The following is a 12802-nucleotide window of genomic DNA, read 5'->3' as shown; positions in this document are numbered from 1 at the left end:
ATGGCGTGCTCGCCGGATCCTGTTATAGCGCATGCGGCAACGCGGGGCGGCTCCATCCGAGGGGGAAAAGGGCCTGGATGGCTTCCAACCCCGCCGCGGGGCCGGTGCAGTGGCCAATCCTTGATCCGGAGCACGCGCGGCCCGGGCGCCGGCCGAATACTGGAGCCTCCGGCCCCACCCAGATGCGGGGCAGGCGCCGGGTTGGTTGATGGAAGGTCGAACCCATGCTTGAAGGCGTCGAGTGCTGGTCCCATCCCCTGGTCTCGGCCCAAGGGCTGACAAAGCGGTTCGGCGGCACCCTCGCCCTGGATCAGGTCTCCTTCGTCCTGTCCCCGGGCGAACTGGTGGGGTTCGTGGGGCCCAACGGGGCGGGCAAGACGACCACCCTGCGAATCCTGGCGGGCATGGAGACGGCCTTTGAGGGGGGACTTCGCCTTTCTGGCAAGGGGTTCGCCCAGGACCGGCGGGAGATCCTGGCCCGGATCTCGTACCTGCCCCAGGATGTGGCCTTTGCCACCTGGAGGACGGCCGGTGAGACTTTGTTGTTGTTCGGGCGGCTCTCCGGTATTCCCGACGCCGCCCTCCGGTCGCAGATTCCGACGGTCCTCCGGCAGGTCGGTTTGGGGGGCAGGGAGGCCTCGCGGGTCGAGACCCTGTCGAGGGGCATGCGTCAGCGTCTCGGGCTGGCCCAAGCCATGCTGAACCAGCCGAACCTGATGATCCTGGACGAGCCCTTCAATCACCTCGACCCGGCTGGCCGGCAGCATCTCAAGTCGGTGCTCGCGGAGCTGAACGAGCAGGGCGTGGCCATCCTCTTCTCGAGCCATATCCTGGCGGATGTGGAGGAACTCATGCGACGCGTCCTCATCCTCAAGGCGGGCCGTCTCATCTATGATGGCGGCGTCGACGCGCTCCGGGCCGGCCATGGGAACGCCGGCGTCCTGGACATCGGCTTCACCGGGATCCTCGCGCACGCACGGCTGAGCGCGCTGAACGGTGTCGCCCGGCTGGAGCTGACGGCCCCCAACGTGGTGCGCCTGCACGTGGCGGAGGAGGGGGATGTCCTGGCGGTGGGGACGGCGCTGCTGGGGCAGATGATTGCGGGCGGGCACGCCATCCGGTTCGTGAAGCCCGTGGTGCCCACCCTGGAGGCCATTGTCGGAGGGCTGACGGACGATTCGGTCGAGATGGAAGGAGCGTTGCCCGCATGTTTGTCCTGATGGTTCGCGATGAATGGAGGCACCTCCGCAGGAACCGCCTGCTCAAGGTCGTCCTCGCCCTCCTGGTGTGCCTGATGCCCGTCACCCTCGTCGCGAGCGGGACGCTGGCGTCCCGACTGGTTCCGGTCGCCGTCATCATGCTCGTTTACCTGTCGGCCCTGACGATGGGTGCCATGATCGCCACCTCCCTGATCGCGGATGTGCAGCAGGGCATCCCTGTCCTGTATGCCGTGCGGCCCATTCCCAGGACCTCCTTCCCGCTCGCCCGGGCCGCAGGCCAGGCCAGCGCCCTCCTGGCCGCCACGGGCCTGGGCCTCGCCGGCCTGTTCCTGGTGAACGAAGGGGTCGTCAAGGCGCCCCTGGCCTGGGGGCCGATCCTGCGTGGCCTCGTCCTGCTGCGGGTGCCAGGCGTCCTGCTCGCGGTGGCCTGCGGGACGCTGATCGGCGTGGCGAGCCGAGGGCTCGCAGCTGGGATCGCGGGCTTCCTCGTCCTGGCCAACCTCCTTGCCATCCTGATGCCCATCCTGTCTGAACGGCTGGTCCGGTGGACGGGGTGCCCCGCCGCCCGGGCAGATGGGGTGCAGGCGGGGCTGACCGCGCTGGTCGCGGTGCTGCTGCTGGCTGGCGCCCTCCGGACCTACGCGCGGCGTTCCATTTGAAGGACCGTTGCACGCTCCGGTGCAGTCGGCAGGCAGGGGACCGGTGCACATCCAGGAAGCGGGTCGGCCGTATCCAGGGGTGGGCGATGTCCGCCCGGGGGACCGTGAATTCATGCGCCTGCGTTGCCGTCCAGCACCCTTCCTGTTGACCCTCGGCCTGGCCATCGGGCCCCAGGCGTCCGCAGCCGGCCCAGGCGGCGCGGGGGTCCGTATGGCGGAGGCGGCACCCCGGGAGGCCGCCCCGGGGCGGTCGGCGCTGGCCGGGTCCCGGCCGTCGGCGGACGGACCCGCCATCCCGGGGCACCCACGCGGGACGCCCATCTTCTTTCGGAGTCGGATTGTGCCGTGGGCCCAGCGGATCGCCCCTGGCCTGCCCTGGCTGGGCGCCTATCTGTGCAACCTCCTCTGTCTCCTGGCCTGGGTGGGCGATGCCCTCCTGGGCATCCATCAGCTGGGCTGGATTCTGGTGGCCCTGCTCACGCTCGGGCTCGTGGTGGTCGGGTTGCTCACCCTGGAGGGCCGGAAGCGGCGGCAGACCCGGTGACCCCTCAGCCCGGCAACTGACGGGAGGCCCGCTCCAGGCGGTTTACCGCCTCCTCGAGCTCCACGGGGTCGGCCTGGGCGAACCCCAGCCGGAAGGCGGCTGGCGGTTTCTCCAGGCCGAAGTGCGAGGGCGGATTGAGGATCAGGCCGCCCTGGCGCGCGATCCGGACGAGACCCTCCACATCCGTTCCTCCGCGGCCCCGGACCCACAGACTGAGGCCGCCGCCCGGCACGGTGAAGTCCAGCCTGTCGCCCAGCCGTTCACGCAGGAGCCCGGCCAGGATATCCCGGCGTTCCGCGTAGATCCTGCGCACCTTCCGGAGGTGGCGGATGAGCTCGCCGTCCCGGATGAGGTCGGCCACCGCCCATTCGAGGACGGGGTCGCCCAGTTCGCTCCGGCTCCGTCGGAGCTTGGTGACATAAGGGATGAGCGGTGTCGGGAGCACCATGTAGCCCATCTTGAGGCCGGGCGCCAGGAGGCGGGACAGGGAGCCGATGTGGATGACCTGGCCCGTGCGGTCCAGGGAGAGCAGGGGGGCGGTGCGGCCCTCCTCGAAGCAGTACTCCCCGTCGTAGTCATCCTCGATGATCGCCGTGCGGTAGGTCTCGGCCAACCGCAGGATCTCGTGCTTCCGCGCCTCGGACAGGACGGCCGTCGTGGGGAACTGGCGCCGCGGGGTGATGTAGAGCAGGCGGACCCGCTCCCGGCTCAGCACCTCCCCCAGGGCGGAGGGCAGGAGGCCTTCCGCGTCGACGGGCACAGGCCGGAGATCCATCCGCCCGACCTGCTGGAACAGGGTCCAGGCAGCCCGGTTGCCGGGGTCTTCCACAGCCGCGAGGCCGCCCGGCCTCATCATGGCGGTCGCGAGCAGGGCCAGGGACTCCCGGCTGCCCCGGGTGATGAGGATGCGTTCCGGGGGAATCGCCACGCTGTGGCGCTCCGCCAGCCACTGGGCGACCACCTCCCGCAGCAGGGGGGTTCCCTGGGGGTCCCGGTCGTCCAGGATCCGGGGGCCGTTGCGGCGGAGGGCGCGCTGGTAGCCCTTCGCGAGCTCATCGGCAGGCGCTAGCCGGGGGTCGGGGGATCCGTCCTCCAGGAGCAGGTCCCCCGCCACGGTGGTGGAGACGGCCTGCATGACGCTGGGGAGGTCGAAGCCCACCTGGGCGTCGGACGCCCCGGTCTTGAGCACCTGGGCCGCGGCGCCGGACGGGAATTCATCGGCGATGAAGGTACCGCTGTTGGGCCGGGTGACCAGCCATCCCTGCGCCTCGAGGTCCTGGAGGGCCGCGATGACGGTCCGCCGGTTGACATGCCAATGGTCGGCCAGGATCCGGGAGCCGGGCAGGGCGGATCCCCTGGGAAGCCGTCCCTCCAGGATGGCGTTCTGGAGGGTCTGGGCGATCCGCTGGTAGAGGACGCCCCCCGGGGCGCCGGCGAGTTCGAGGAGGAAGTCGTTGGGACGCATGGGGCCGCTCAGGAAAGGGGGATCGACAACTGTCTGGCCTTCGCGGCCAGGGGGGCCAGGCGCCGCGCCACGAGGGGATCGCCCGCAAGGCAAGCCTGGATGACGGCCAGGGCCTCGCGCGCCAGGTGGGCCCGCCGTTGGGGCTGGGTGTTCCGGCCGGCCAGTTCGACGAGGATCTCGGCCTTGAGGAGGCGGATCCGGCCCAGGGCGGCCACGTGGTCCGGGAACCTTTCCGGCCGGGAGCGCTGGGCGGCTCCACGCGCGGTGGGGCTCGGCGGGAGCACCTGGACCAGGGCCCGGTCCACGGCGTCCAGGGCCTGCCCCAGCTCCCGCCCGGGATCGGGGGCCCGGCGCGCGCCCAGGAGATGGAGGGTCGCAGACCAGGTGAGCCAGTCGGGACTCAGGGCGTACTGATTGAGGGGAGGCTGGTGGAGGCAGGCCTGGACCAGGCTGAGGCGGGGGCCGGGATCCAGGTCCGATGTCAGCTCATGCCGGGCGAGGAGCTCCTGGAATTCGATGTACCAGGTAAGCTCCCGGTCCAGGGTCCCGCGACGGGGCGCCTGCATGTGCGTCACCTCGTCCCGCAGGCGCCGCCAGGTGGCTTCGTCGCCGATCAGCCTGGCCTGGGTGCTCAGCAGCTCCCGGGCGAACTCCGTCCGGAAGGGGGAGGGGGTGGGCATCCCTTCGAGGACGGCTTCGGCCCGCTGGATCCAGGGGGCGGGATCGCCGCCCCGTTGCCACTGCTGCTCGGCCACCCTGAGGTCGGCTCGGCCGAGGGCATACTGCCCTGGAGGTTCGGCGGGGAGGGGCGCTTGATGCACCGCCTCGAGGAGGGGGGTCGCGTCCTCGCCCATGTCCAGGAGGGTCGTGGCCAGGTCCAGGCGGGTCGTGGGGTCCGAGGGCGCCGTACGGGACCAGGCCTCCTGGACCTGGCTGCGCAGGGCGTCGACCAGGGCCCGCGGAGGGGCGGCGCCCAGGGACCGGCAACACCTGACGAAGGTGGCTCCGGTGGCCCGGAGGCCCTTCCACACCTTGGCCTGGGGTCCGGAGGCGGGGTCGGGCCGGAGCTTCAGCCAGGCTTCCGCCAGGGGGCCGGGGTCCTGGCCCGCGGCGAGGCGGAGCGGCAGGAGGTACCGCGCCAGGCACTGGGCCTGGAGGACCACCAGGGTGGGGTCGTCCCGGCGCACCGCGAGGCCCGCCCTTAGCCAGGTTTCCGTCCTGGAAAGCAGTTCGAGCGTCGGTGCCGTGGCCGTCGTCGGCATCGTGTTCTCCCGGAGGCAGCTCTCCGCCAGGGCCGCATAGACCTTGGGGAGGCTGGGGGCAGTCCGCTGGATGCGGAGAAGCAGGTCCCGGGCCTTGGCCCGGCAGGCGTCCGCCTCCGGGGCGTCCGGAGGGGCGCCGCCTTCCGGCTTCGTGTAGGTGGGCATCAGCAGGAGGACCGCTTTCAGGTTGAGGGCCGCCGCCTCCTCGAGCTGGCCGTCCAGATCGTCGGGGCGCTGAGCGCGGAAGGCCTGGACGATCTGCAGCTGGCGCTCGATGTTGGATACATCGAGGGTCTGGGCGTCGGCAAGGTCCACGAGGAAGGCGAGCTTGACCTGGTCAGCGCTGGAGCGGCCCTTGAGCATCGCCCGGGCCGGATCCAGGTATTGCCGCCGGATCTCCCTCACCCGGCCCGCGTTGGCCGGATCCTGGATGCCCGGCATGAAACTCCACATGGCCCCGCGGTAGTGGGCGAGGCGCGCGACCGTGAGCCAGGCGCGGGCGCTCTCGGTGCGGTAGCCCAGGTCCCAGGCCTTCTGGAGCAGGGCTGCAGCCTGCGGGTCCTCGGGGTCGATCATGAAGTGGGCCTGGCCGAGCGCGAGGCAGGCCGGACCGGCAGCCGCCTCGCCTCCGCCGCCCATGGAGGCCTCGATCTGCCCCAGGCTGGTGGAGGCCTCGTCCAGATCCCCGCGGATGTCGTGGGCCGGACGCCGATGGATCCGGTCCAGGCGCGCGCCGAGGTCGCCGACGATCTTCTGGAAATGGTGGTCCCACTCGGCCTGTTGGGAGACAAAGGTCAGGCGCCGAAGGAAGAGCCCTAGCGCGGCCAGGAGGAGGGCGAGGCTCGCCGCGCCCATCCACTGGAGCTTCCGGTTCCGGCGGAGCCATTTGGCCAGCCGGTAGCCGGGGGCGGCGCCCCTCAGGGCGAGGGGCTCGCCGCGGAGGTAGCGGTCCAGTTCCTCGGCCAGGTCCCGGGCACTGGCGAACCGGGCACCGGGTGCCTTCGCCATGCACTTGGCCACGATCGAAGCGAGATCCCGGTCCACGCTGGGCACCCGGGTCCGCAGCGGGACGGGGGGATCCTCCGCCATGGCCCGGAGCAGGCCGGGGAAGTCGCTGGCCTCGAACGGGATCCTCCCGGCCAGGAGCACGTACGTCATGACGCCGAGGGCGTAGACATCCGTGGCCGGCCCGAGGCGGGTGGGGTCCTTGGCCAGCTGCTCAGGGCTGGTGTAGGGCGGCGTTCCGAGGTTGCAGCCCTGGTCCGAAGGCCCGGAGGCGCCCATGACCATGCCGAAATCGCTGACGATCGGATGGAAGGATCCGTCCTCGTGGGGATCCATGAGGATGTTGTTCAGCTTCAGGTCCAGGTGGATGAGGCCCTTCTGGTGGGCGGCGTGGACCCCAAGGGCGATGTCCCGCATGATCCGGAGCTTCTCCCGGACCTCGAGCTGGGGGGCCAGCTGGGCGAGGGTCGGACCTTCCACGAGCTGCATGACCAGGTAGCCCTGTCCGACTTCGTAGACACGGCAGACCCCGGGGTGCTCGACCCGCGCCTGGGCCCGGGCCTCGACGAGGACAGGGCCGCGCGGGTCCTTGAGGGCCTTGATGGCCACGTGGCGCTGCAGGAGGGTGTCCATGCCCTTGAAGACATGGGCGCTGGCCCCTTCGCCGATTCGAACCAGGTCCTGGTAGCGGTCGCCCAGGCCCTTGAGCCCACCCATGGGCGCGGGGCCCCGGAAGAGCGGGTCCGCCCAGGACCCGGCCTCGCCGCCGATGGCCTCCCAGGCGAGGCCATGGAGCGAACTTTCGGTCAATTGGCCGGTGGCCAGGAGAGAGGCCAGTTCCGTGCCCCAGTAGGCGGCCTCCCGGTCCTGGTAGCCCGCGGCATCCCCTTCCTGGCCCGGGCGCGGTTCGCCCAGGAGCCCGCGGGACTGGGCCTCCTGCTGGATCCTGGACGTGAGGTGGGCGGAGAACATGGGAGGGGAGTCCAACGGACGGCGTGGGCGGAGGCAACCTAGGGGGGAGGCTCAGGCTTCAGCCTAAGGTTGGCAGGCCGGCGGGTCACCCGGGAAGTTCTACGGCGGAAGGCCATGCTGGCTTATCCAGGGTGGGGTCAAGGGTGGGCGGGCGCTTTCCCGGAGGCTGACGGCTCGACCTGGGCGAGGCGTTTCTGGAGCCCCTCCAGGGTCGCCTTCGGCGCTTGCTCGGCGTTGGCCGCCTGGACGGCGCGCCGGAGCGTGACCAGGGCCTTGCCGGTGTCGCCGGCCTTCTGGTGGGCGGACGCGATCTCGCCAAGGAGGGCCGAGGGGGATCCCCCCGTGTTCGGCGCCATGTCCGGGTTGTGCAGGCAGCGCTCCAGCACTTTGACGATGGCGGTGTAGGCGGCCCGGGGAAGGTCGTCCCTCCGTAGGCTCATGGCCGCCGCATCATGCAAGTTGAGGTAGCGGGACAGAGGGTCGGAAGCCATCTGCTCCAGGATCCCGGGGAGGCGGCCCGGATCGAGCTCCAGGAGGGCCATGAATTTGTAGAAGGCGACGGCGTCCTTCCGGTCGGGGAACTGGGCTTCGAAAGCTTCGGCCCTCGCCAGCATCTCGCGGAGCGCCTTGTCGTGGGCCGGGCCCTGGACCTTGAAGGAGGCGATCATCGCGTCCTCGGCGGCGTCCCGGCCCTGCATGACGTCCCTGGCTTTTGCGCTGTCCCAGGTGCCCGCCAGCACCTGGTCCAGGGCCCAGGTCAGGTGGTCGAGGTTGACATCGATCCAGGCGATCCGCCCCTCCTGGTCCACGATGAAGGTCGTGGGGAATCCGCCCCTCCGGAGCGGCTTGATCCAGGCCTGGAACAGGGGGTTGCCGGGGCCGTCCACGGCGACATCCAGCGTCAGCTTCTTGCCGGATGGCGTGGCGAGGAAGGCCTTGACGAGGGCGACGGGGTCCTTGCCCTTGTTCTCCCCGAGCCCCTCGTAGCTGTCCACGGACACGAAGGTGACCCGGTCCCGGTACTGCTCGGCGATGCCGCTGATGCGGGGGAAGGACATCACACACCCTCCGCACCAGGTCGCCCAGAAATCCACCACGTGGACACGCCCCTTCCTGAAGCCGGACAGGGGCTGACCCCTCACCCACGCCTGGGGGGTGAAGGCGGGGGCGGCGTCACCGATCGCCAGGGTCGGGTTCGGATTGAACTGGGCCTGGGCGGGCGTGCAAAGGGCTACCAAACAGACCGCTGAAAAGAGGCGGGGGACACGGGCGGTCAAAAGTCGCACGTTCAACTCCATGGCTGGCCCGGAGGCGTTCCGGGGGCCCCATCATCTTCCTTGCGCCGGTCCGCCAGGTGCTCCGGATCGCGCATTCCCGGGCGCACCGGCAAACTGGAGGGGCCGGTGCGCATGGATCTTCAAGAACCGGTGCGCAACCAGCCTCCCTCGCCACCCTAAGCTTGGGGGAAATTCCACTCCCCATCCTTCCAGCCTTGAGGTGACCATGCATTCCTCATCAAGCCTCCTGACACGCGGGCGCCTATGCGCCCTGCTCATCGGGGCCTCGCCCCTCCTGATCGGTCAGACGAGTGCGGTCGGTCATGTCACCGGCACTGTCGCCCGGCCTGACGGATCGCCTGCTGTTGGCCAGGCCATCCTCGTGGAGACGCCCCGCGGCGCGCGGGAACTCCGGACCGACGAGAAGGGCCAGTTCCGCCTTCCCAACCTCGTTCCAGGCAAGGTGGTGGTGAAGGTCCATGCTGCCGGCATGATGGACTTCCGGAGCGAAGTCCTGGTGATGGTCAACCAGACCACGGCCCTTGCCATCCGGCTCAAGCCCCAGGCCTCGACGACGGTCGAGGTGGTGGCCATCAACTCGTCCGTGCCCCTGAATACGACCGATCTGGACCAATCCAAGACGGGTTTCACGACCACCATGGAGCAGATCGACAATCTGCCGATCCCGCTGACGACGACCACCGATCGCCTTTCCCAGACCCTCCTGCTCGTGCCTGGCACCAATACTGGGTACGCCTACCACGGGGCCTCCAACCTGGCCTACAACGTGGATGGTGTGGACACCACCGATTCCAACTATGGACAGGCCATCACCCAGCTCAACAACGACCTCCTCGACCAGGTCCAGGTGATGACAGGCGGCGTGTCCGCGAAGTACGGACGGTTCGATGGTGCCCTGGTCGCCGTGACGACCCGGAGCGGATCCAACGCGTTCGAAGGCTCCATGAGAATGGTCCTCAGCAATCCCAAATGGCAAGGACTCGGCAAGACCCCCGAACTCTACAAGGCCCTCGGGATCTCCATGACCCGGTCGGCCGACGCCACCACCACCATTCAGTCCTACACCTTCCTGGGTCCCATTCTCAAGGACCGGCTGTTCTTCTCCCTTGGCTACCAGACGTACTCACCTGAGCAGAAGACCTACGGGAAGACGGGTGGCTTCGTCTTCAGCGGACTACCCTATGTCGCCAGCCTCAGCGAAGAGCGCAAGGACGCGAAGCTGGATTGGATCGTCGACACGGCCAATCGGATCTCCTTCCAGTGGAACGCGTCGGAAACCCGTTCCGAGAACCGGTTCAACAACCTCGGGAACCCGTCCACCCTTGAGACCCTCAGCGGCCTCAAGCGCGAGAAGCGGGGCTACTACTCCGTGGGCTGGACGAGCCAGCTGACGTCGAGCCTCCTCCTGGACCTCAAGTACAACGATGCCTACTACAAGTCGGGCGGTCCGGGCACGGGGTCCACCGGCGGAGCCCTGGTGCCGACGTGGAAGGACATGACGACCTCCACCCTGTTCGACAACGGGACCTTCAGCAGTGAACCGGAGGAGCGCCACCAGAAGGTGTTCAGCCTGGGTGTCACCTGGTTCGCCCACGGGATGGGCGAGCACCAAGTGGAGGCCGGGGTCCAGGGGTACGAGTACACGCTGGAATCAGCGGCCCTGGATTTCCCGTCCGGGTACCTCATTTCCTTCAACGGGTTCGTGCCCGGCGCATCCACGCCGGCCCTCGCGAACCGCGTGATGGCGGTCCAGAACGCCGCCCTGACCAGCCTGGTCTGGCAGGTTCCGGTCCACGGCAAGTCGAACACCAAGAACAAGGCCGTCTACCTGAACGATACCTGGACCCTGGACAAGCATCTCTCCTTCAACCTGGGCCTGCGGTACGACGGGTTCACCAGCGACACGACGCCCGAGAACAACCACTATTCGGCCAGCGCCCTCGCGCCGAGGCTGGCCGTCAATGTGGATCTTGCCGGGGACAAGCGCCACGTCGTCAGCTTCACGGCGGCGGAGTATGCCTCGCAGATCCTCCAGAGCAACCTGGCCGGCGCTTCGGTCACCAAGACGCCTATCACCCGGACCTACCTGTACGTGGGCACCGGAGGCGCCAACCAGGGCCTGGGCACGGATGCCTTGACTTCCACCGGCGCCATCAATTGGGCAGCCTGGGGCAAATCCGCGGGGGTCACGGGGCAGGCCAACCCGGTCACCACCCAGGATCCGATCCAGAACCGAACGACCTTCGTGGACCCCAACCTCAAGGCCCCCCGCACGCGGGAGCTGACCCTGGGCTATCGGCATGAGATCCCCCAGCAGGCCTTCAGCGCCACGCTGGTCAGGCGCTGGATGGATCGGTTTGTGGATGATATCTGGTATGGCGACGGGATCGCCCCTGGCCGGGCCAAGATCATCATCTCCAACGATCCCGATGGGAAGCGCGACTACTACGGGCTGGAATTGACCTACCGCAACAATGCGATCGAGCATGTCTCGTTCGGGGGCAACCTCACCTGGTCCCGGTCCCTGGGCAATGATTCCGCCGTGACTGGGGGGCAGGCCAACAACTTCGGGAACGGCATTTCCCGTGACCGCCTGGCACCTCAGGGGCCGACGGCGTCCTTCGACCGTCCCTTCATCCTCCATGCCGACGCCACCTACCAGAACACCCTCGGGCAGGGCCGCTACAATTTCTCCTTGCTGGGCAGCTACTTCAGTCGGCAGATCAGCAGCTGTCCTTGGGGCACCGCCAACACGCCGGCCAATCTGGTCGCCCAGGGCTACGCCGCGACCTACCGCAAGTTCTTCCCGGAGCTGGGGGTCCTCCACCAGCCCGAGTACTTCACGTTGGACCTGCAGATCGGCTACGAGCACCCGATCGCCGGGAAGGCCAAGGCCTTTGGCAAGGTGAACATTCTGAACATCCTGAACTACATGCCCACCACCTCGATCCAGTACTACGGGACCGCCTACGCTGGCCCCTACGTCCCCTTCACCCTCTACGACGGCAAAGGGGTGGTCAATCAGCCTGCCCGGTCGTTCAGTTTCGACCTGGGGATCCGCTTCTAGGACGTTCGGCACCGCCCAGGAAGGCCCCGGCAGCAGGACCGCGGGGCCTTCCTGGACACCGTCCGGCTCCGGGAGCAGCGTCCTGCCTCCGGTGCAGCCGGCAATCCGTGAACCGGTGCCCAACCCCGCCGTTGCTCACCCGAATCCCTGATATCCGGACCGGTCCGGACCCCTCTGGAGGACACCATGTCCTTGTTCAAATCTCTCGGCCCCCTGGCCCTTGTTCTGGCGGCCACGCACGTCTGCCTTGCCGCGGCGCCAGCGCCCCGGGCTGCAGCCGTTCAAACCAAGACGGTGACGCTCAAGGAAGGGGATCCTGCCCCCGCCTTTACACCGGGCGCCTGGGTGAAGGGGGAACCCGTCAAGGCCCTCGCCCCGGGGAAGATCTATGTCATGGAGTTCTGGGCGACCTGGTGCGGCCCCTGCAAGGCCGCCATCCCCCACCTGACGGCCCTGGCCCGGCAGTATGCGGGCAAGGTCACCATCATCGGCGTGAACGTGATGGAGACCGGCAAGCCGGAGGAGGTCGACCGCAAGGTCAAGGCCTTCGTGGACGGCAAGGGCGCCGAGATGGACTATCTGGTCTGCCGGGACACTCCGGACGGAGCGATGGCAACGAAGTGGCTGAAGGCGGCCGGGAAGGAAGGCATCCCCGCCACCTTCATCGTCGATGGCAAGGGCCGGATCGTCTGGACAGGCCATCCGATGGCCCTGGACCCCATCCTGCAGAAGGTGGTCGCGGGCACCTTCGACCCCGCCGCCGAAGCGGCCGCGACCGAGGAGAACAAGAAGGTCGAGGGCGAGATCGCCAAGGCGGCCCAGGCCCAGGAATGGCAGCGCGTCCTGGACCTGCTCCCGGGGTTCAAACCGATCAACCCCATTGCGACTGCCTGGGCGGGCTTCTATCGATTCCAGGCCCAGCTCCACCTCGATCCGAAGGTCGCCGAGGCCCAGCTCGCCAAGGTGAGGAAGGACCAGCCCGAGCTGCTGATCACGTACCTGGGCATGATCACGGGGACGGATGGCCTCGCCGCGTCCTGGTACGAGATGGCCGTGGCGGACCTCAAGGGCATGGTCGAGCAGAACAAGGCCTTCTACGGCATGCTGGCCAAGGCCCAGGCCAAGGCTGGCGACTTCAAGGGCGCCGCCAGGAGCAAAGCGGAGGACCTCAAGCAACTGCGCGCGCGCGTTCCCGAGATCCTCAAGGATCACCCCGAAGCCGGCCCCATGATCAAGGAGCAGCTGGCCAAGGACGAAGCGCTGCTGAAGGATTACGAGGCCAAGGCCGCGAAGCGGCCCTGAGCCCGCAG

The 12802-nt window shown here is 68.8% G+C and carries 8 protein-coding genes; 5 read left to right on the top strand and 3 right to left on the bottom strand.

Features of this window, described 5'->3' with window-relative positions; translation table 11 throughout:
- Window positions 1-224 precede the first annotated feature (224 nt).
- The 3 genes from R2J75_RS16215 (at window position 225) to R2J75_RS16205 (ending at window position 2423) form a co-directional block, all read left to right on the top strand.
- Window positions 225-1220, top strand: a complete 996-nt coding sequence (locus R2J75_RS16215; RefSeq protein WP_316410617.1) for an ABC transporter ATP-binding protein — start codon at window positions 225-227, stop codon at window positions 1218-1220.
- Window positions 1220-1879, top strand: coding sequence for a hypothetical protein (locus R2J75_RS16210; protein ID WP_316410616.1), 660 nt, complete (start codon window positions 1220-1222; stop codon window positions 1877-1879). The genes R2J75_RS16215 and R2J75_RS16210 overlap by 1 nt, the downstream gene beginning before the upstream one ends.
- 340 nt (window positions 1880-2219) lie before the next feature.
- Entirely contained in the window at window positions 2220-2423 is a 204-nt protein-coding gene (locus tag R2J75_RS16205; protein WP_316410615.1) for a hypothetical protein, read from the top strand.
- A gap of 4 nt (window positions 2424-2427) precedes the next feature.
- Here the strand turns inward: R2J75_RS16205 and R2J75_RS16200 are convergent, their stop codons facing one another.
- From R2J75_RS16200 to R2J75_RS16190, 3 genes are all read right to left on the bottom strand, one after another.
- Window positions 2428-3888, bottom strand: coding sequence for an aminotransferase-like domain-containing protein (locus R2J75_RS16200; protein WP_316410614.1), 1461 nt, complete (start codon window positions 3886-3888; stop codon window positions 2428-2430).
- 8 nt (window positions 3889-3896) lie between these two features.
- Entirely contained in the window at window positions 3897-7127 is a 3231-nt protein-coding gene (locus R2J75_RS16195; protein ID WP_316410613.1) for a protein kinase domain-containing protein, read from the bottom strand.
- 137 nt (window positions 7128-7264) lie between these two features.
- Window positions 7265-8425, bottom strand: coding sequence for a TlpA family protein disulfide reductase (locus R2J75_RS16190; RefSeq protein WP_316410612.1), 1161 nt, complete (start codon window positions 8423-8425; stop codon window positions 7265-7267).
- Between R2J75_RS16190 and R2J75_RS16185 the strand changes: the two genes are divergently transcribed.
- Window positions 8424-11492, top strand: coding sequence for a TonB-dependent receptor domain-containing protein (locus tag R2J75_RS16185; RefSeq protein ID WP_316410611.1), 3069 nt, complete (start codon window positions 8424-8426; stop codon window positions 11490-11492). The genes R2J75_RS16190 and R2J75_RS16185 overlap by 2 nt on opposite strands.
- A 186-nt stretch (window positions 11493-11678) precedes the next feature.
- The gene (locus tag R2J75_RS16180; RefSeq protein ID WP_316410610.1) at window positions 11679-12794 is read left to right on the top strand and encodes a TlpA disulfide reductase family protein; all 1116 of its coding nucleotides are present in this window, start codon (window positions 11679-11681) and stop codon (window positions 12792-12794) included.
- Window positions 12795-12802: the final 8 nt, after the last annotated feature.

It is taken from the genome of Mesoterricola sediminis (assembly GCF_030295425.1).
Lineage (GTDB): Bacteria > Acidobacteriota > Holophagae > Holophagales > Holophagaceae > Mesoterricola > Mesoterricola sediminis.
Note: the sequence above shows the minus strand (reverse complement) of the source record. Positions and strands in the feature narration are given on the sequence as shown.

Bases quoted from the DNA above. Each gene is read 5' to 3' on its own strand.
- R2J75_RS16190 (WP_316410612.1), bottom strand. From the start codon at position 8,425: ATGGAGTTGAACGTGCGACTTTTGACCGCCCGTGTCCCCCGCCTCTTT.
- R2J75_RS16210 (WP_316410616.1), top strand. From the start codon at position 1,220: ATGGTTCGCGATGAATGGAGGCACCTCCGCAGGAACCGCCTGCTCAAG.
- R2J75_RS16200 (WP_316410614.1), bottom strand. From the start codon at position 3,888: ATGCGTCCCAACGACTTCCTCCTCGAACTCGCCGGCGCCCCGGGGGGC.
- R2J75_RS16180 (WP_316410610.1), top strand. From the start codon at position 11,679: ATGTCCTTGTTCAAATCTCTCGGCCCCCTGGCCCTTGTTCTGGCGGCC.
- R2J75_RS16195 (WP_316410613.1), bottom strand. From the start codon at position 7,127: ATGTTCTCCGCCCACCTCACGTCCAGGATCCAGCAGGAGGCCCAGTCC.
- R2J75_RS16215 (WP_316410617.1), top strand. From the start codon at position 225: ATGCTTGAAGGCGTCGAGTGCTGGTCCCATCCCCTGGTCTCGGCCCAA.
- R2J75_RS16185 (WP_316410611.1), top strand. From the start codon at position 8,424: ATGGCTGGCCCGGAGGCGTTCCGGGGGCCCCATCATCTTCCTTGCGCC.